The sequence below is a fragment of the Lyngbya aestuarii BL J genome, assembly GCF_000478195.2.
GTDB lineage: Bacteria > Cyanobacteriota > Cyanobacteriia > Cyanobacteriales > Microcoleaceae > Capilliphycus > Capilliphycus aestuarii.
Genome location: NZ_AUZM01000096.1, coordinates 1 through 18,872, shown reverse-complemented (window position 1 = coordinate 18,872; position 18,872 = coordinate 1). Strand labels below are relative to the sequence as shown.

Here is an 18,872-nt window from a genome sequence, read left to right as displayed (position 1 = left end):
TCCGTAATTTTTTTGTCAGTTTTAGACATTGGTTTCAGGGTAATCCTTAAGGTATTGGAATTGAGATAGTTGGAGTTCGGAGTCAAGACGTTTGTTTTGAGGAAACGTCCGAGTTGATGGAGGAAAGCCGCCGCATCGTTGCGATCGTCATTAGTCAGACTCAGCTTCCCAACAGCGTTCTAAGGTTTCAAGTAGATCTCGACGAGAGGCTGAGAACTGTTTCAAGACGCTGGAGAGTTGAACCGCTTGGTTAATGTTATTGATCTGTACCCGTAGGGGTTGCTCGATCTCACATGAACTGGGGATTTCTAGCTCTTGTAAGCGTCTGTAGACTTGCCACCGATCGGCCCAGGAGTTGACCTCGATGACTTCGCTGTTGTCGGGATGTAACTGTGATGAATTCATTACTTGTACCAACTGCAACTAATTTCTACTTAGTCCTGACTGAGATCTCTCGAACTTGGTCAAAGCTTTTCCGATTGACTCTCTAATCTCTAGCATATCTTAAGTGGAAATATTTCTCAATAGGGTTGGTGAAAAAAGTCCGTAGCTCGAAATTCCTTCTAATACAAGCATAATCAGGCTTTAAGGTAGATTGACAAGTGAATTCATAATTCTATAAACTAAGTTCATTAGCAATAACGGTACTTAATGCGAGGAAATCAAGGCATGACTGAGATTCAAAGTCCGGTGCGTCAGTTGGGCGAAATGGGTGACAACCCAGTTTTATTTGACCATTCCGTTACAGGGCCGATTTGCGAAGGTATGAATGCCTTGTTAGCAAGCTTTCAGGCACTTTACATCCAATATCAAAAACATCATTTTGTGGTTGAGGGAGCGGAGTTCTACTCTGTACATCAGTTTTTCCAAGATAGTTACGAAGAAGTCCAAGGACACGTTCACGAACTCGGTGAGCGTCTCAATGGTTTAGGTGGTATTCCAGTAGCCAGCTTTAGCAAATTAGCTGAAATGTGCTGCTTTGAGCCTGAAGCCGATGGATATTACCTATCCCGCCAAATGCTCGAACATGACCTGGTTGCTGAACAAGCAATTTTACAACTGTTACGCCGTCAAGCAGGACAAGCTGAAAGCCTTGGCGATCGCGCAACTCGTTATTTATACGAGAAAATTCTCTTAGAAACAGAAGAGCGTGCTTACCATATCGATCATTTCTTAGCAAACGATACGTTAGTTCAAATGAACGGTTCCAAATAATCAAGTTTAATAGCTGAAATTGAATAACGTTTACAAAATAAAGTCGGGAATGACCTATATTCCTGGCTTTTCTATTTATGCGGATATTGTGAAAGCTTTGAGTGAGATTGATCCAAGTGCAGCGGAAACCTTCATCCGAGCAAAAAGAGAAAGCGTATCTATCTTTAGGATGAGATTTCAAAGATGACAAACTGTAGTATTTATATTACAATGTCAATATCCGAGTAATGTGCAATCGCGATCGCAGTTCAGGTAATATGCAACAATGATCTAAAGAAAGACGATAACCATCCCGCACGGAGTTAGAGCTGTGGAGTCTCGATATAATCCTGCATCCATTGAAGAAAAATGGCAACAAACTTGGGCTGAAAGTAGCCTGTACAAAACTTCAACAGACGCCCAAAAACCCAAATTCTATACCCTGGCGATGTTTCCCTACCCTTCAGGAAACTTACACATGGGTCATGTTCGCGTCTATACCATCATCGACGTCATCGCCCGACTGAAACGGATGCAAGGCTTTCGCGTCCTCAACCCGATGGGGTGGGATGCCTTTGGACTTCCGGCAGAAAACGCAGCGATTGAACGAAACATACATCCGGCGAAGTGGACGTATCAAAATATCGCCCAGATGAAGCAACAACTCGAACGTTTGGGCATTTCCTTCGATTGGGAAAAAGAACTCGCCACTTGTTCACCCGACTATTATCGCTGGACACAGTGGATCTTTTTGCAATTTTATAACGCTGGACTCGCCTACCAAAAAGAAGCCGCAGTCAACTGGGACCCCATCGATCAAACGGTGTTGGCGAACGAACAAGTTGACAGCGAAGGCCGTTCCTGGCGGTCTGGGGCGAAGGTTGAACGAAAACTGTTGCGTCAATGGTTTTTGAAAATTACCGAATATGCAGAGGAACTGTTAAACGACTTGGAAAAACTCCCCGGTTGGCCCGAACGGGTGAAACTGATGCAGGCCAACTGGATCGGCAAGTCTACGGGGGCTTATTTGGAATTTCCGGTGGTTGGGATGGATGAAAACATCGCCGTGTTTACCACCCGCCCCGATACAGTCTTTGGGGTGTCTTATGTGGTGTTAGCCCCCGAACATCCGTTAGTCGAAAAGGTGACAACTCCCGAACAAAAACAAGCGGTTGAGGCATTTATCAAAGAAGTCTCCCAACAAAGCGAAATGGATCGAACTGCCGAAAATCAACCGAAACGGGGAGTTCCCACAGGCGGAAAAGCGATCAATCCTTTTAATGATAAAGAAGTTCCTATCTGGATTGCCGATTATGTGTTGTATGAATACGGCACCGGGGCGGTGATGGGAGTTCCAGCCCATGATACCCGAGATTTTGCCTTTGCCAAACAGTATGATTTGCCGATCACAACGGTAATTGTTCCAGATGACGCCGATAACGCGGATGAGGAATTAACCGAAGCCTACACCGAAACGGGAGTAATGGTGAATTCTGGCCCTTGTAACGGGGAAACTTCCGAGGGCTGCAAACTCGCTGTGATTGAATATGCCGAAGACGAAGGTTATGGCGAAAGACGGATACAATATCGTTTGCGAGATTGGTTGATTTCCCGACAGCGTTACTGGGGGGCGCCAATTCCAATTATTCACTGTCCGAAATGCGGGGCAGTACCGGTTCCCGATGAAGATTTACCTGTCACATTACCAGAAAATGTGGAGTTTTCAGGGCGGGGGGCGTCGCCGTTGTCGCAGTTGGAAGATTGGGTGAATGTTCCCTGTCCGAGTTGTGGAACTTCAGCGAAACGAGAAACGGACACGATGGATACGTTTATGGATTCGTCGTGGTATTTTATGCGATATCCCGATGCTAACAACGATCAACAGGTTTTTGATCCGAATATTGGGAATGATTGGATGCCTGTCGATCAGTATGTGGGCGGGATCGAACACGCGATTTTACATTTATTGTATTCTCGCTTTTTTACGAAGGTAATGCGCGATTGCAAATTGTTGAATTGCGATGAACCGTTTAGCCGTTTGTTGACTCAGGGAATGGTTCAGGGGTTGACTTATAAAAATCCGGTGACGGGTAAGTATATTCCTTCGGCAAATGTGAACCCAGAAGATCCCAAAGATCCGGAAACGGGGGAGAAGTTGGAAGTCTTTTATGAGAAGATGTCGAAGTCGAAATACAACGGAGTCGATCCGTTGGAGGTGATGGCGAAATATGGCGCTGATACGGCGAGGATGTTTATTCTGTTTAAGGCGCCGCCCGAGAAGGATTTGGAGTGGGATGATGCCGATGTTGAAGGACAATTTCGCTTCTTAAATCGGGTTTGGCGGTTGGTTAGTGAATTTGCGGAAAAGATGCCTGTTAAGTCTTCTAAAAAAGCAGGAGATTTGAGTAAGGAAGAAAAGGATTTAAGGCGGGCAATTCATACGGCGATTAAGGAGGTAACGGAGGATTTAGACGGGGATTATCAGTTTAATACTGCGGTGTCGGAGTTGATGAAGTTGAGTAATGCAATTAGTGATGCTGGTTGTAAAAATTCGCCTGTTTATCGGGAGGGAATTGAAACGTTATTGAAGTTGTTGGCACCGTTTTCGCCCCATATTTCTGAGGAGTTGTGGCAAAGTTTGGGTTACAAAGATTCGATTCATATACAAACTTGGCCGGCTGTTGATACTGATGCTTTGGTTGTCGATGAAATTACTTTGGTGATACAAGTCAATGGGAAAACTCGCGGCACCATTCAAGTTCCCGCAAAAGCGGATAAAGCAACGTTAGAACAGTTAGCAACAGACTCAGAAGTTGCCCAACGTTACCTCGAACATCAGGAGTTGAAAAAGGTGATTGTTGTTCCCGGTAAGTTGGTTAATTTTGTGGTTCCGCAGGCAAAATAATCAGATAAAAAAACCCCGGTTTCTTCGAGAAGCCGGGTTTTTTTTGAGGTGTAAAAATTAATCAAATTGTCAATTTAGGAACGTTGATTCCAAGCCGTTTCTGCGTCTAAAATCGCCTGTTCAACGGTTTTTTGATTCAACATCGCTGCTTGTAAATTATCATAAATAATCTTCTGCAATTTTTTGATATCTTTCAATGGAGGAAGTAATATCTCTGTTTCATCCATCTGTTTTGCACTAATAATTCTGGCTGCATCTTCTTGGGAATTTCGTCCTTGAACGGGTCTAAAATAACTATTTTTTAATGCTTCAACTGTCGAAGGTAATACATTTGCGGCTTTTGCAAAGGCTAATTGATTAGTAGAATTCGTTACAAATAAGGAAAACTTTAGGGCATTTTCAGGATTTTCTGTTTCTCGAGGAATGACTAAATTCATCACCGCAACGCTTTTTTTACCTGTCTCTCCGGTAATTTGGGGGGCGGGAGTTGAAACTTTAGCAATGGTTGGGGCGTTTTCTGCAATCGCTTTTAAAAACTGTGGCCCTGATGTTAAAATTGCAATTTCTCCCGCTTGATATAATTCAACAGCCCGTCGATGTCCTTGAGTTAAAACTTCTTGAGGAAGGAGGTTTTTTTGATACAAATCAACCCAATATTCAAATGCCGCTATTCCTTCGGGGGTGTTGAATGCAGCTTGATTTTTTTCATCGACTAACTGCACCCCCATTTGAACGAGAGACTGCAAAACTTGGGAAGAATCTTCAGGAACAAATGAAACAAAAAAGGCATATTTACCCGTTTCGTCTTTAATTATTTGAGCGAATTCTGCGAGTTCTTGATAGTTTTTTGGAGACGTTTTCAATCCCGCTTTTTTGAATAATTCTTCATTATAAATTGTGATTTGCGTCGTGAGATACCAGGGAATTCCAAAGGTTTTTAAGGTACAGTTATCACCTTCACAACTTTTAATACTACTCGCATCCCAAATATTCGATAAATATTGTGACTTTACATCTTCAGGAACCTGCTCATTTAAACTAACCCAAGCATTTCGTCCTGCAAGTAAAGCCGCAAAATCAGGGTTTAAGTTCACAACATCTGGTGCATTTTTTGCGGAAACGGCTGCCAATATTTTACTCTCCATAGCCGACCAAGGCACATCCACCCAGCGAATTTTTAACTCTGGATTTTGGGCTTCAAAGTTAGCAATTAATTGATTAAAATAATCAGTAAACTGGGGTTGAAGCTGCATCGTCCAAAATTCAATTTCTTGACGATTATCATTTTGATTATTATCTGGATTAACAGTTGCACAACTGACAACCCAACTCAACAATAAACCAACTAAGGCAAATATTCCGCTTCGTTTCCAGATATTCAGACGTTTCATAGCGTGGGGATGTTTACTCGTAAGACAGGACGAAAGTTGAGGATATTAGTTTCTGAAGATTCCACAAACCTGGTTTCTTTGATCAACGAGGTTTTTTGGGTTCACTTCAACAGATTACCATTTAAAAGATTACACGTTTTTTTGACTTTTACAGGACTTAAACACCTCTAATCTCAAAGGTGCGTTAAGCTACGCTAACACATCCGACAATTAGCCTATTAATCTAAATATAATGTTGCGTGTTTCCATTATTATCCCGACCTTAAATGAGGCGAGTCACTTAAACCGCACCCTGAAGGCTTTGCGTCTACTGAGTCCACCTGCTTGGGAAATTCTGGTCGTAGATGGTCAAAGTGAAGATGAAACTGTCTCTATCGCTGAGTCTGCGGGGGTTCAGGTGATTGATTCGGCGACTCGTGGACGTTCAACTCAAATGAACTTAGGTGCGAAACGGGCAACCGGAGAAGTTCTCTGTTTTTTACACGCAGATACTTTAGTTCCCGATGACCTCGTGACTATTATTGCACAAACCTTGTCAGATACAAATATTGTTGCAGGGGGGTTTATTTCGCTGATGACGGGTTCTCAAACGACTCGTTGGGGCGTTTCCCTACACAACTACCTGAAAACCTATTATGCGCCGTTTTTGTTTCGCCCCTATTTATTTTTTCGAGGACTGCGATTATTATTTGGAGATCAGGTCATATTTTGTCGTCGTCAGGCGTTTTGGGACTGTGAGGGGTTTGATGAAAGTTTACCGATTATGGAAGATGCCGATTTATGTCGTAAACTGGTTAAAACTGGACGAATTCGTTTAGTTAACCGTATTGTGCAAAGTAGCGATCGCAGAGTTGCCCGTTGGGGTTCGTTCAAAGCAACTTTAATTTATCTCTACATCGGGTTACTTTGGGGAATGGGTGTTTCCGCAGATTATCTACAAAAGTTTTATCAAGATATTCGTTAATAGGGAATAGGGAACAGGGAACAGGGAACAGGGGTAAGAATTTAGAGTTTTTATCTATTTTGAGATTTCCCACAAATCATTTGCGTTTATCATATTTTTAAGGGATTGACAAGTTATATAATCTGTGCTTAAATTTGGCTATGCAGACGAATATCTACAGCTTGGGTGTTCGTCTCATGGGTATTACCTCATTGTTTGAGGTCAGTGTATATCCAGTATTCTGGTTTAGCATTTATCTGAATTAAGGATCAATTTTTCAGGTAACTGGTGGTTCAGGATATTAGATATTTCCTGGTTTGAGGCTATGAAGTAGTACCTTTGAGACGTTGACCGTTAAGCGCAAGAAAAAAACTTTTCGCTTCTTCGAGCGAGAATTTTTTGCATAGTTTGATATTCCGATGCTAGTTCATTAGCAAAGGATATTCAAGAATGAATTCCAAACAGAAAAAAAGTAAGAAAAAGCAACTCAGTAGTGAATATGGCGAGTGCTGTTGGTGGTGTGGATGTCGCTTACCCTTGGATAAACTGACTCTTGACCACCTAAAACCAAAAAGTCGAGGGGGTTCTGACTCCTTAGAAAATTTGCGACTTGCTTGTTTTCGATGCAACAATTCTAGAGGTAATAGTCAATTTCCTCCTCGAAATCATAGCAAAGCTATTTCCCTAAGTTACAGATCTATCTAAATTGAAGTGGGGAACTCTATCAATTTTATCCTGAGATTGAATAAGACTTTATATTCCCTGGTCAAAGGCATAATCTGTTTGTGGATAATGCCTTTTTTCCTCCTATTTTTAGTCATCAAGTGGTTCATGTTCTATAAACTTCTCTCACCCGTTCCCTGTTAACTATTCCCTTTTTTCAATTGAGACGTGCGAGTTTTCAAATCTTCAATGTTAAACAAGGCTTCAAATTTTAACCCCTTTTCCGCGTAAAGTTCCGCGCCCCCTTGTTGGCGATCAACCAATGAGATAATCTCCTCAACGTGATAACCTGCTTCTTGGAGTCGCGTAACGGCTTTTAAAGCAGACTGTCCGGTTGTCACCACATCTTCTAAAACAACCACCTTCGCCCCGGGTTCTAATTGTGGCCCTTCAATATAAGCCATTGTCCCATGTCCTTTGGCTTCTTTGCGGATAATCAAAGCATAAACAGGTTTGTTTTCATAGGCCGAAACCACACTGACGGCTGATACAATCGGATCGGCGCCCAACGTTAACCCCGCAACCGCAGACGTATCAGAGGGTAACATCGCACAGAGAAGCCGACCCATCGCTAACGCACCTTGAGGATGCAAAGTCACCTGTTTACCGTTAATATAATAAGAGCTTTTCTGTCCTGATGAGAGTACAAAATCTCCTTCTTGATATGCAAGCTGACAAAACAAATCAAGCAACCCCTCTCGCACAGCATCAAGAGAAGCGGTTGGTAGATTATCAAACTGAATTGGGAGTTGAGATTGATCCATCACGGTATTAAAATTTCTAAGACTTTGGAAAGAATTTATAAACTTTTTTTGGCTAGACTCACTCAAGAGTCTTGAAAAATGATTAGCTAATCTATATCCTAATGGGAAACCGAGTTATTATTTAAACAAGATTATCGAGGATGAACATAATGGGTTTAACTTCAAAGTTCCTCAGTGGTGTCATGGCGCTATCGGCAGTTTCAGCAGTTTGGGCAAGTCCAGCAGTTGCTCAAGTCGAAGTTCCAGTTCCCCCAAGAACCACTTTGAATCCGGTTGCTGATGATTTTAACAAAGCCGCTTCTAACGCTTCGGGAGATAGTTTTAGAACGCAATCTCTCTTAGGACAAGTTCAGTTTATCTTTGGAGTGGGTTTCCCTTGGCCAAATGGTTCGATTGGGGCATTTCCCGAACAAGCCTTAGCCCGAGATACACGAGGTTTAATATTACTCTACCGCGAGGCTTTCCTCAAACAATACGCTAGCGATCCGGTAATTCGGGTGATTGATCTGCCCAATCCCTACAATACCTCGATTTTGACTCAACCCCTCTACACCGAATTCAATCAACCCACGGCTGTTCCGTTTAACGGACTCCCTTAACTCTAAACTCAATCCTTCAGTTATCGTTATGGCTGAATCACAAAAATTTTATATTGTCAAGCGTCCGACGGGAAATTGTGAAATCATTGCAGGTGATTCTGTTCCAGACAATCAGGAGAGCCAAATTGTCGAACAGTGGGGGCCATTTGAGTCAGCCGATGAAGCGATTGCCCGTCGGGTCGGTTTAATTCGTTCGGGGAAATGTCAACCGAAATAGGAGCAAATTGGGGAAATTAATGAGTCCAACAGTCATTGATGAAAGCTGGTATCAGCAGCAACCCGGTTTAAAAACCTCAACTTCTGCGGGGGGAGTCGTTATCCGTCAGCAAAACGAGCAAATTTACATTGCAGTGGTTCAAGAAAGACCTAATCGACCCGGATATGTTTTACCCAAAGGTCGCATCGAACCGGGCGAAACCATTGAACAAGCCGCCCGTCGGGAAATAGAAGAGGAAGCAGGCTTAAACGATTTACACAAAGTTGCGGAACTCGGCAGCAAGGAGCGACTCAGCTATTCCAAAACGATGTGGAAAAAAACCCACTACTTCCTGTTCACAACGAATCAAATCGAGGGAACTCCAACTGATCTCTACAAACCCTACAAACTATTTTGGCTTCCCCTGAATGAATTTCAGAGCTTGTTTTGGCCGGAACAACGAGAGTTAATTGCCGACCATCTAGACTTAATTCATCAGTCATTCAATCCGTGAAAACCTACTTTGTTTTCGCTTGAGATTTTTGAGCGGTGGCAATTTCTTGATTGAGAACTTCGAGGGCTTTCGCATATTGGGGATCATCTAACGTCCCGATTTTAGTGCGTTCTTTTCGGAGTTCTTCCCGTTGGGCTTCGCTGAGATCAACTTTGACATCCGGTTCAATCCCTTCATGGTTAATATCTCGACCGTCGGGAGTAAAGTATTTGGCAATGGTCACAGCCAGTCCTGAACCATTACCCACACCGCGAACCGACTGTACCAAACCTTTCCCGAAACTCTTACTTCCTACGAGTAGAGCGCGTTCATTGTCTTGTAAAGCGCCCGAGAGAATTTCACTCGCACTCGCCGAACCCCCATCAATCAGAACCACCATAGGCTTATCCGTTAAAGCCCGGTTATTTGCCCGTTGACGGTCAAGTTCACCCCGTCTGTCTACCGTCGAGACAATATCGCCTTGATCCATCCACATCCGAGCAATTTCAATACTGGCGTAGAGCAAACCTCCCGGATTAGAACGTAAATCGAGAATATAACCGGAAACATTTTGTTTTTCGAGATCGGTAATCGCTTCTCGCATTTCATCGGCTGCATTCGCACTAAACGTATTCAAGCGAATATAACCCACTGTTCCGGTTGAGCTATTTTGAGTCGAGTAACGAACCGGATGAATTTCGATTTTAGCCCGATTGATGGGAACGACAATTTCCTCATTTCCCCGCTTAATCGTCAGCGTGACCTCGGTTCCAACTGGCCCGCGAATCAACTTCACCGCGTCGTTGATATCCATATCTTTCGTGCTTTGGTCATCAATCTTCAGAATGATATCCTGAGCTTGAACCCCTGCATCAAAAGCCGGAGAATCTTCAATCGGAGAGATCACAATCAGCTTTTTCGACTCCTCATCCTGAGTCAGTTGAATCCCTACCCCGGTTAGTTCTCCAGAGGTATCAATCTGCATATTCTTGAACTCTTCCGGGTCCATGAAGCGCGTATAGGGATCATTAAGCTGATCGAGCATCTCTCGGATGGCTTCATAAGCCTGTTCATCGGTGGTATAGCTCCGGTTCAGATATTCATTCCGAACGGCTGTCCAATCAACTTGATTAAATGTTCCATCAACATAACTTTTTTCAATAATTTGCCAAACTTCGTCAATCAGTTCTTTCGGACTTTCTCGAAACGATGCTTGACTGGAAAGATGTATTCCTGCACCTGCAACCGCAACTGCTGTTAACATGACTGCCGTTGCACTGACAACAAGCCCACTTTTTGATACAACCATCTGTCTTCTGAACCGGAGGAAAGGACTGCAATTTTATTATGCCCAATTTAGCACAGGCAATGCTATTTCATGTACTCTCAGTACACATATCTACAATCACGAGGGTAGATCACTGATCGTAAATTTTAAAAGAGACAAGCCAACAGCAATACTCATCAACGAATTAACTGTGAAAACCCCACACCCCTAAAGTAACATCATAGGATATTTACCGTTTGTCTAACCGCAATCTGTATCACGGATAACTAGAGTAAATTGGGTTGGTTATCGCTGTGTCCTGTCTCTTTGTAGATTCATCTACGGATCGATCCAGCGTCCATCAGCTTTGATTAAATTAATTAATTCTTCAACTCCTTGATCTTCTGGCACTTTTTTGACTTCTTCTCGTCCGCGATACAACGAGATATAACCCGGTTGTTTGCCGACATAACCATAGTCCGCATCCGCCATTTCACCAGGACCATTAACAATACAACCCATCACCGCAATATCTAAACCGGTTAAATGATTCGTGGCTTCTCGAACTTCATGCAACACATCTTCGAGATTAAATAAAGTCCGACCACAAGACGGACAAGCCACATATTCAACCATTGTTTTTCGCAATCCCAACGCTTGCAAAATGCTATAACAAACGGGGATTTCTTTTTCCGGTGCTTCGGTCAGAGAAACGCGAATGGTATCGCCAATTCCTTCGGCTAATAACGTTCCAATTCCGGCGGTCGATTTAATCCGACCATATTCACCATCTCCGGCTTCTGTGACGCCTAAATGTAGGGGATAATCCATTCCCAATTCATCCATGCGTTGCGCCATTAATCGATAGGCTGCTAACATCACCGGAACTCGGGATGCTTTCAGAGAAATTACCAAATTCTGGAAATCTAAAGATTCACAAATGCGGATAAATTCTAAGGCTGACTCCACCATTCCTTCGGGAGTATCGCCGTAAGTAAATAGCATTCGTTCAGCAAGCGAACCATGATTAACCCCAATCCGCATCGCTTTTCCTTGATCCCGCAATGAAACCACTAACGGTTCTAAGGTTTCCCGAATTTTTGAGCCAATTTCATCAAATTCAGCTTGAGTGTATTCGCTGCGCTCAGATTTGGGTTTTTCAAACACATATAACCCCGGATTGATCCGAACTTTATCAACGTGTTTGGCAACTTCTAGGGCAATTTTCATGCCATTATGATGAACATCTGCCACCAGGGGAACAGTTTGATAAGTTTGGGCGAGTTTTTGTTTAATTTCTCCGACGGCTTTGGCATGACCCACACTCGGCACCGTCACCCGCACAATTTCACAGCCGATTTCATGTAAACGACGAATTCCCGCCACAGAACCGTCTATATCCATTGTATCTTCATTAATCATCGATTGCACGACCACCGGATGACCGCCCCCGATGGTGACATTTCCAACTTGGACGGGACGGGTTTTGCGGCGATGGATCTTCGTGTCAATACCGGGTTGAGAGGGGGTTGAATCTTCTGTAGGACGGGGTAGAGTTTGCATAATTGAGTTGTTGATTGCTGTAGCAGAGATTTCAAAATATTTTTTCTCCTACTGTTTAGGTTGCCACAGAAGTGGCACTTGTGGGAGAGGTATAGTAGGCAATAGGGAGGTGGGGAGATGGGGAGATGGGGAGATGGGGAAGATTGATAATTGATAATTGATAATTCGTCACTGTAAAGACTGTTCCCTAACTTTTCACAGTTAACTTTAATGGTTTCCAACTATTGAACAGACCAACGCGGACTGCTATAGGAGTCATTCTTCGCCTTGAGTTGATTTTAGACATAAATCATTTTGTGGGTCATTCCTCCATCAACAACAACATTGATACCTGTGATAAAAGTCGCTTCTTCTGAAGCTAAATAAACAACCATCGCTGCAATATCTTTCGGCTGTCCGACTCGTCCAACCGGATGCTGTTGATGATCTTCTGGGGTGAGTTGAGATTGTTGATCTTCTGAGGTCACAATCCAACCTGGACTCACACAATTCACCCGAATATCCGGCCCTAAACTGTTGGCTAAAGCGTGAGTCAAAGCCACTAAACCCCCTTTTGCGGTTGAATAAATTTCGGTATTCGGTTCAGACATAAAAGCCCGAGTTGAAGCAATATTGAGAATTGTACCTTGATATTTTCGTAAGTGGGGAACTGCATATTTTGTACAGAGAAAAGCACCAGTCAAATTAACGGTTAACACTTGATTCCAATGTTCTAAACTTAACTGTTCAATCGGATTATTTTCCGGATCGGAAATCGCCGCGTTATTCACCAAAATATCCAAACGACCAAATCGTTCTATCGTTTGATGGATGGCATTTTTAACGGATTCTTCGTTGGAAATATCGGTTTGAATAAACTTAATTTCTCCCGACGAACTCAATTCTGTTTCCGTGGCGTTTCCGGCTTCCGAGTCTATTTCTGCGATCGCAACTTTCACGCCAACCTTGAGAAGATGTTGGGCGATCGCTTTTCCAATTCCCCGACCGCCTCCTGTAACAATAGCAACTTTGTCTTGAAAACTCATAATCACTCAACTTTGCTGACTTAATTTGCTTTTTTACGCTATTGTTGGGATTCGATCTACTCTCCCAAGACAGAATCTTAAATTTATTTCTCTACCGAAAAAATCATCAATAGCTTTTTAACCAATCCATGTTATTAATATCAAAGACTATAGCAAACCTAAACGCCGAAGCGCATCGATAGCGGCTTGTTTTTCAGCTTCCTTTTTCTTTTTTCCAGTTCCTTCACCGTAAAACTCTCCATTAATGATAACTTGAACTTCAAAAGTTTTCTCGTGATCGTTCCCCATTTCATCAACCAGAACATATTCGGGAATGGGGAGATTCTGAGTTTGCGCCCATTCTTGCAAAAGTCCTTTAACATTGGTCAGATTTTGCCGATCAATAATACTATTTTCAATTGTTCCAGTATCAACCGACTCAAAAAACGGGTTTATTAATTCTCGTACCGCTTCAATTCCAGAGTCTAAATAATAAGCACCGATAACGGCTTCAAATGTGTTACTGAGAAGCGAAGGTTTTGTTCTACCGCCCTGTAATTGTTCTCCTCTCCCTAACTGTATCCACTCCCCTAAATCTAATCCAGTTGCAAAGTCAGCAAGTTGATAATTATCCACTAATTTAGAACGACGAGTGGTAAGTTCTCCTTCTTTTCGACCTGGATATTGATTATAGAGATAATCACCGGCTAAAAAGTTTAATACAGAATCTCCTAAAAATTCTAACTGTTCATTATCACCCTCAGTTTTTGTTGGATGTTCAAAAACATAACTACGATGAGTTAAAGCCCGTTGAAGTAGTCTAGCATCTTGAAAGGGGATTTTCTCTAGAAGATCTTTTAAACGGTCTCGAATGTAAGATTCTTCACCAGAGATTTGACTCGGATCGGGTCGGGATTGTTCTTTGAGTAAACGTTTAAAAATTTCTTGTTTATGCTGATTAATTAACGTTTCTTGTTCCGCCGCACTGATCGCATTTAATAGCCGGGACATACTATCTAAAGCGCGATAGGTATCTTCTGTTGAGAAAGAAACTTGATGCGCCCATTTGTTGCGAACCTCAATTAATTCACTTGCTAAAGCTTTTTCTGCATAAGATAAATGAGGCTTAAATACTTTTTCCCATCGCTTATTAACAATAATTAGAATAACAGAAACATCTTCTTTTAAAGTGTCTTCAAAGGTTCGTTTTAAGGTGGCATTTTTTGATAACGCTTTTTCAGCTTGAGAAAGCCATTGACCCCCATAGGCTTCCCTCATACACTGTTCAAAATAAGGATATAAACCCTGTTTTAATAAGTCTAAGCACCGACCAATTCTTTCACGGTTATTCATCATAGCAGGTTGAATGAGTTCTAATGGTTCATCCGTTCACTACACAATCTTAGCAGTCAAATTCCAGAAAATATTCTAAAAAAACTCTCAAAAATTCCAAATTATTTCACTTGTTATATGGGAATAGATAAGTTTATCAATTAAAATAATACAGAATGTATATTACTTCGGAAAGGGCGTGTAGGGGCGCAAGGCTTGCGCCCTTCCTTGTCAAAAATTCAACCAATTTCAGTTAGGAATTCGACTGAAGTTGTTGTAAACGTTCGCGTAAAATTGACCCTTGTTTTTCCGCTTCAGCTAACGAATCTCTCGCCGCTTGAACAACTGCGGGATCAGCTTTATCAACGAAATTTTTATTGTTTAATCGCTTAGAAATTGATTCAATTTCCTTTTCAACTTTTGCTAATTTTTTCTCAGTTCGTTTTTGTAAACTAGCCAGATCAACAACACCCGCCAATGGAATTAAAACCTGAATTGTACCAATCACACCCGCTATCGTTTGACCCAAATCTGTGGGTAAAGTATCGGTAATATTCAATGTTTCAATCTTGACTAAATCTTTCAGATAATCCTCACCTTTTGTCAAAATCTCCCGTTCTTTGGCATTCTCACTTTGTAGAATTGCTGTGATCTTAACTTTAGGCTTAATATCTGAATCAGCCCGCAGGTTTCTTAACGTCCGAATGGTTCCAAAAATTAACTCAAATTCGGTTTCCAATTCATCATTAATTAAGCGGTGCGACCCTGCGGATATTTCATCCGCTAAGGAACGCGCACCAAGAGAACCCGTTTCTAACTCTGGATAGGACTGAACCGCTAAACAAGTTTCTTCGCCCGTTTGAGTTAAAGTATGCCAAATTTCCTCGGTAATATGGGGCATAAACGGATGCAACAGCTTCATAATTCCCTCTAAAACGTAGGCTAAAGTTTGTTGGGCGACCAGTTTAGATTCAGTATCTTCGCCTTGTAAACGGGGTTTAACCAGTTCAATATACCAGTCACAAAAATCGCCCCAGATGAACTCATATTGTTCTCTCGCCGCTTCTCCCAACCCGTAACTTTCCAAATATTCACAGGTTTGTTTAACGGTTTTGTGGAAACGAGACAAGATCCATTGATCGCACAATTCTAACTTTTCGTGATCCGGTTTTCCCAACTGTTGGGGAGTTTTTCCCTCCAGATTCATCATTACAAACCGAGACGCATTCCAAATTTTATTGGTAAAGTTGCGCGAGGCTTCAACGGAAGCAGATTCATCTTTTTCACGGTTATATTCTAGACGAATATCTTGACCCGCCCCAATCACTTCTTTAATGAGTGTATAACGAACCGCATCCGTTCCATACTTATTAATCAGCAACAACGGATCAATTCCATTTCCGGCAGTTTTTGACATTTTCTTACCGTTTTCATCCAGGATTAACCCATGAATATAAACAGCTTTAAACGGCATTTGATCCATAAAATATCCCGCCATCATCGTCATTCGGGCGACCCAGAAGAAGATAATATCAAACCCCGTTGATAAGGTATTTGTCGGGAAATAAGTTGCTAAATCTGCCGTTTCTTCCGGCCATCCTAACGTTGAAAACGGCCATAAACCGGATGAAAACCAAGTATCTAATACATCCGGTTCTTGTTGGAGTTTAACGTCTTTGCCAAACTTTTCAGTGGCTTTTTTAACGGCTTCTGCTTCAGTTTTGGCAACAACAAACGGGGTATTATCGGTAATTTCTCCATCGGTTTCACTAACCGCATACCAAGCCGGAATTTGATGTCCCCACCACAATTGACGGGAAATACACCAATCTTCTAACTTCACCAACCAATCCCGATAAACCTTCATCCAACGTTCGGGGACAAAACCAGGATTATCTTCATTATCTAGACAATTTAACGCCTTATCCGCGAGGGGGCGAATTTCAACAAACCACTGGGTTGATAATAGCGGTTCGATGGGAACTTTTCCGCGATCGCTGTAGGGAACGCTGTGTTTATAATCTTCTATTTTAACTAAAAATCCCTCTTTTTCCAACTGTTTAACCACATTTTTTCGGGCGACAAATCGATCTTGTCCCTCAAACATTCCGGCGTTTTCATTCAACGAACCGTTTTTATTTAAAATATTAATCATCGGCAGTTGATGACGCTGACCCATTTGAAAATCGTTCGGGTCGTGGGCGGGTGTAACTTTTACACAACCTGTTCCAAATTCCGGGTCAACAAATTCATCGGCGATAATCGGAATTTCCCGGTTCATAATCGGTAAAGTTACCGTTTTTCCGATTAACTTTTTGTAGCGTTCATCATTAGGATTAACTGCAACTGCGGTATCTCCCAACATCGTTTCGGGGCGAGTTGTTGCGACTTCCACATAACCATTCCCTTCGGTTAACGGATAGCGAAAATGCCACAAATTCCCCTGAACTTCTTTATTTTCGACCTCAACATCCGACACCGCAGATTCACTCGCCGGACACCAATTTACCATATATTGACCGCGATAAATTAGCCCGTCTTCGTACAGCCGAACAAACGCTTCAATCACCGCATTCGCCAACCCTTCATCGAGGGTAAAACGTTCCCGTGTCCAGTCGGCTGAAATTCCCAAACGTCGCAGTTGTCCTGTAATTGTACCGCTACATTGTTCTTTCCATTCCCAAGCCCGTTCTAAAAATTTATCTCGTCCTAAGTCAAAACGGGTTTTTCCTTCTTCTTTAAGTTGTCGTTCGATCACGCTATGAACCGCAATACTAGCATGATCGGTTCCGGGAAGATAGAGGGTATTGTCGCCCTTCATGCGATGATAGCGAATCAGGGTATCAATCAAGGAATTATTGAAAGCGTGACCCATGTGGAGGCTTCCCGTAACGTTCGGGGGCGGAATCATTATACAGTAGGGTGAGCCTGGATGGTTGGGGTCAGCTTTGAAGGTTTGTTTTTCTTCCCAGTAACTTTGCCATTTGGCTTCGGTGGTCGAGGAGTCGTATTGGCTTGGGAGGTTGGGGATAGTTGAGGTCATGGGCAGGCAGACAATGTAAGCGTTTTGAATTGCTCTTAACATTTTGCCATAAAGCCAGAAGACCGAGAGAGTTAATCTGTAATTTCTCAACTTTTACGGAAATTTCTGCTGATTTTTGTAGAGGATGGAGAGAATCAGATGATTTTTTAAGGTCTGGGTTAATATGTTCAGAAAAAGAGTTTTCTATCCCGTTGTTGCTGTGAGTTTAGCTGTGGTTATGTCGGTTACTATCGTTTATCGGGCGAACTCCCAAAACCAAACAAATTCTAATATTTTTGACCCAGTGGAAATTCAACAAAAAGAACGGTTTCTTGGGCTGGATGTGGTCAAAGTAGATCTTCGTCCTTTTGATGAAAATCGTTGGGTTGAGGAAGTAACGTTTGACGGCGAAGTAACCGTTAGCGGGACTTACAAGCAGAATACTTTAATTGGTGAAAGTCAACAGGGGAGTCCTTGTTTATACGTTGATAAACGCACAGAAAATAAACTCCCTCGGTTAAAGGGAGATGAACGGTTTATGTGGTGCGCGCTTTAATAATTCTCAAGCGGTTTTAGAGGCGTTGGGAACGGTTGAAAAACAGGTTAAAATTGTGATTGAGGACTACAAAATGATTTATATTCCCAGTGATGTCACGAATACAGCAACGTTTGTGCGTGGGCTTTCTCAGTAGTTAAAAATTAGACTAATCTTCATAATATTCGTAAGTATCACCATCGCACACACTGACACCGGATTGAATTAAAGCCCCTTCTCCGACGGTTCCCTCTGCATTTGGCCCTAAAACGCCCATGAAGTCGTAAAGACAATCTTCGCGACTATCATCAATGACAATCGTCATGGATTCTCCGGGGGGTAAAACTTCACTCCGTGAACTACCTACGCAGACGCTTCGCTTGGGAGCGTAGGCTTCCAGCTTTTTGATCAACCTTGGTCGAAGCATCATTAGATTGATCATTGAGCGGAAGTTGCCGGACAGAAGACTTTCGTCCTTTGTTCGGTCTTATACTTCCTCCACTGGCAGTCGCCTCCATCCCAGAGGCAAGGGGCTGTCTGCGTGGGTCTCCCGCGCAGTTTATACGCCCCGCAATGACTCGCAAGCCTTCATCTCGGATGTTGATTGCCGCGTTGATATCACGATCATGTTGGGTGTGACAATGATTGCACTCCCAATGACGAATATCAAGTGGCAGACTTTCAACAACATTCAGACAAACATTACAAGTCTTTGAGGACGGAAAAAACCGATCTATTTCTAGGTAGGTTTTTCCGTCCCGTTTTGCTTTGTAATTGACAAAATTCAAGAACTTTCCCCAACCACAATCACTAATTGCTTTGGCTAGATTGTGGTTGCGTACCATACCCTTTACATTAAGATTTTCAGCGATTATCACTTGGTTCTCGTTGACAATCTTGCGAGACAGTTTATGTAGGAAGTCTTGTCTCGCAAAGAAGAT

At 42.5% G+C, this 18,872-nt stretch carries 19 protein-coding genes; 9 read left to right on the top strand and 10 right to left on the bottom strand.

The window, feature by feature from the left end; all coding sequences use genetic code 11:
* Nucleotides 1-150: 150 nt before the first annotated feature.
* Nucleotides 151-405: an Asr1405/Asl0597 family protein gene (locus tag M595_RS24695; protein ID WP_023067691.1), complete on the bottom strand. Its 255-nt coding sequence runs from the start codon at nt 403-405 to the stop codon at nt 151-153.
* 264 nt (nt 406-669) lie between these two features.
* On the opposite strand from M595_RS24695, the gene dpsA reads away from it, so the two are divergent.
* Both dpsA and leuS read left to right on the top strand, forming a co-directional pair.
* Entirely contained in the window at nt 670-1,215 is a 546-nt protein-coding gene (dpsA, locus tag M595_RS24690) for a DNA starvation/stress protection protein DpsA (protein WP_023069278.1), read from the top strand.
* A gap of 310 nt (nt 1,216-1,525) precedes the next feature.
* Nucleotides 1,526-4,099 (top strand): leucine--tRNA ligase, encoded by a 2,574-nt coding sequence (gene leuS, locus M595_RS24685; RefSeq protein WP_023069281.1) that lies wholly within the window; start codon nt 1,526-1,528, stop codon nt 4,097-4,099.
* A 74-nt stretch (nt 4,100-4,173) separates the two neighbouring features.
* Here leuS and M595_RS24680 read toward each other — a convergent pair whose 3' ends face one another.
* Nucleotides 4,174-5,490, bottom strand: coding sequence for an ABC transporter substrate-binding protein (locus M595_RS24680; RefSeq protein ID WP_023069277.1), 1,317 nt, complete (start codon nt 5,488-5,490; stop codon nt 4,174-4,176).
* Between the two features lie 232 nt (nt 5,491-5,722).
* On the opposite strand from M595_RS24680, the gene M595_RS24675 reads away from it, so the two are divergent.
* Together M595_RS24675 and M595_RS32795 are read left to right on the top strand one after the other, a co-directional pair.
* A complete protein-coding gene (locus M595_RS24675) occupies nt 5,723-6,454 on the top strand; it encodes a TIGR04283 family arsenosugar biosynthesis glycosyltransferase (RefSeq protein ID WP_023069285.1) in 732 nt (243 codons plus the stop codon).
* 429 nt (nt 6,455-6,883) lie between these two features.
* Nucleotides 6,884-7,138: an HNH endonuclease gene (locus M595_RS32795; protein WP_071809986.1), complete on the top strand. Its 255-nt coding sequence runs from the start codon at nt 6,884-6,886 to the stop codon at nt 7,136-7,138.
* Nucleotides 7,139-7,296: 158 nt separating this feature from the next.
* Here M595_RS32795 and pyrE read toward each other — a convergent pair whose 3' ends face one another.
* Nucleotides 7,297-7,920 carry an orotate phosphoribosyltransferase gene (pyrE, locus tag M595_RS24670; RefSeq protein WP_040484630.1) on the bottom strand — a complete coding sequence of 208 codons (624 nt, stop codon included), beginning with the start codon at nt 7,918-7,920 and terminating at the stop codon, nt 7,297-7,299.
* Nucleotides 7,921-8,069: 149 nt separating this feature from the next.
* On the opposite strand from pyrE, the gene M595_RS24665 reads away from it, so the two are divergent.
* The 3 genes from M595_RS24665 to M595_RS24655 are packed head-to-tail and all read left to right on the top strand — an operon-like array spanning nt 8,070 to nt 9,229.
* The gene (locus M595_RS24665) at nt 8,070-8,519 is read left to right on the top strand and encodes a hypothetical protein (RefSeq protein WP_023069272.1); all 450 of its coding nucleotides are present in this window, start codon (nt 8,070-8,072) and stop codon (nt 8,517-8,519) included.
* A gap of 28 nt (nt 8,520-8,547) precedes the next feature.
* The gene (locus M595_RS24660; protein ID WP_023069284.1) at nt 8,548-8,736 is read left to right on the top strand and encodes a hypothetical protein; all 189 of its coding nucleotides are present in this window, start codon (nt 8,548-8,550) and stop codon (nt 8,734-8,736) included.
* A 19-nt stretch (nt 8,737-8,755) separates the two neighbouring features.
* Entirely contained in the window at nt 8,756-9,229 is a 474-nt protein-coding gene (locus M595_RS24655; RefSeq protein ID WP_023069279.1) for an NUDIX hydrolase, read from the top strand.
* A 4-nt stretch (nt 9,230-9,233) separates the two neighbouring features.
* Here M595_RS24655 and ctpC read toward each other — a convergent pair whose 3' ends face one another.
* From ctpC to M595_RS24630, 5 genes are all read right to left on the bottom strand, one after another.
* Nucleotides 9,234-10,517: a carboxyl-terminal processing protease CtpC gene (ctpC, locus tag M595_RS24650; RefSeq protein WP_023069273.1), complete on the bottom strand. Its 1,284-nt coding sequence runs from the start codon at nt 10,515-10,517 to the stop codon at nt 9,234-9,236.
* Between the two features lie 297 nt (nt 10,518-10,814).
* Nucleotides 10,815-12,038 carry a (E)-4-hydroxy-3-methylbut-2-enyl-diphosphate synthase gene (ispG, locus tag M595_RS24645; RefSeq protein WP_023069275.1) on the bottom strand — a complete coding sequence of 408 codons (1,224 nt, stop codon included), beginning with the start codon at nt 12,036-12,038 and terminating at the stop codon, nt 10,815-10,817.
* 278 nt (nt 12,039-12,316) lie between these two features.
* Entirely contained in the window at nt 12,317-13,063 is a 747-nt protein-coding gene (locus tag M595_RS24640; RefSeq protein WP_023069274.1) for a glucose 1-dehydrogenase, read from the bottom strand.
* Between the two features lie 147 nt (nt 13,064-13,210).
* Entirely contained in the window at nt 13,211-14,398 is a 1,188-nt protein-coding gene (gene rnc / locus M595_RS24635; RefSeq protein ID WP_023069280.1) for a ribonuclease III, read from the bottom strand.
* Nucleotides 14,399-14,627: 229 nt separating this feature from the next.
* A complete protein-coding gene (locus M595_RS24630) occupies nt 14,628-17,417 on the bottom strand; it encodes a valine--tRNA ligase (protein ID WP_023069283.1) in 2,790 nt (929 codons plus the stop codon).
* A gap of 163 nt (nt 17,418-17,580) precedes the next feature.
* Here M595_RS24630 and M595_RS24625 point away from each other — a divergent pair, with 163 nt between their 5' ends.
* Both M595_RS24625 and M595_RS31300 read left to right on the top strand, forming a co-directional pair.
* A complete protein-coding gene (locus tag M595_RS24625) occupies nt 17,581-17,952 on the top strand; it encodes a hypothetical protein (RefSeq protein WP_023069276.1) in 372 nt (123 codons plus the stop codon).
* On the top strand, nt 17,924-18,088 hold the full coding sequence (locus tag M595_RS31300; RefSeq protein ID WP_023069268.1) for a hypothetical protein: 165 nt from the start codon (nt 17,924-17,926) through the stop codon (nt 18,086-18,088). Before M595_RS24625 ends, M595_RS31300 begins: the two co-directional genes overlap by 29 nt.
* 12 nt (nt 18,089-18,100) lie before the next feature.
* Here M595_RS31300 and M595_RS31295 read toward each other — a convergent pair whose 3' ends face one another.
* Together M595_RS31295 and M595_RS24620 are read right to left on the bottom strand one after the other, a co-directional pair.
* The gene (locus M595_RS31295; protein WP_023069270.1) at nt 18,101-18,256 is read right to left on the bottom strand and encodes a hypothetical protein; all 156 of its coding nucleotides are present in this window, start codon (nt 18,254-18,256) and stop codon (nt 18,101-18,103) included.
* Nucleotides 18,257-18,290: 34 nt separating this feature from the next.
* A partial coding sequence (locus M595_RS24620) for an RNA-guided endonuclease InsQ/TnpB family protein (RefSeq protein WP_023069269.1) occupies nt 18,291-18,872 on the bottom strand: 582 nt, incomplete at its 5' end.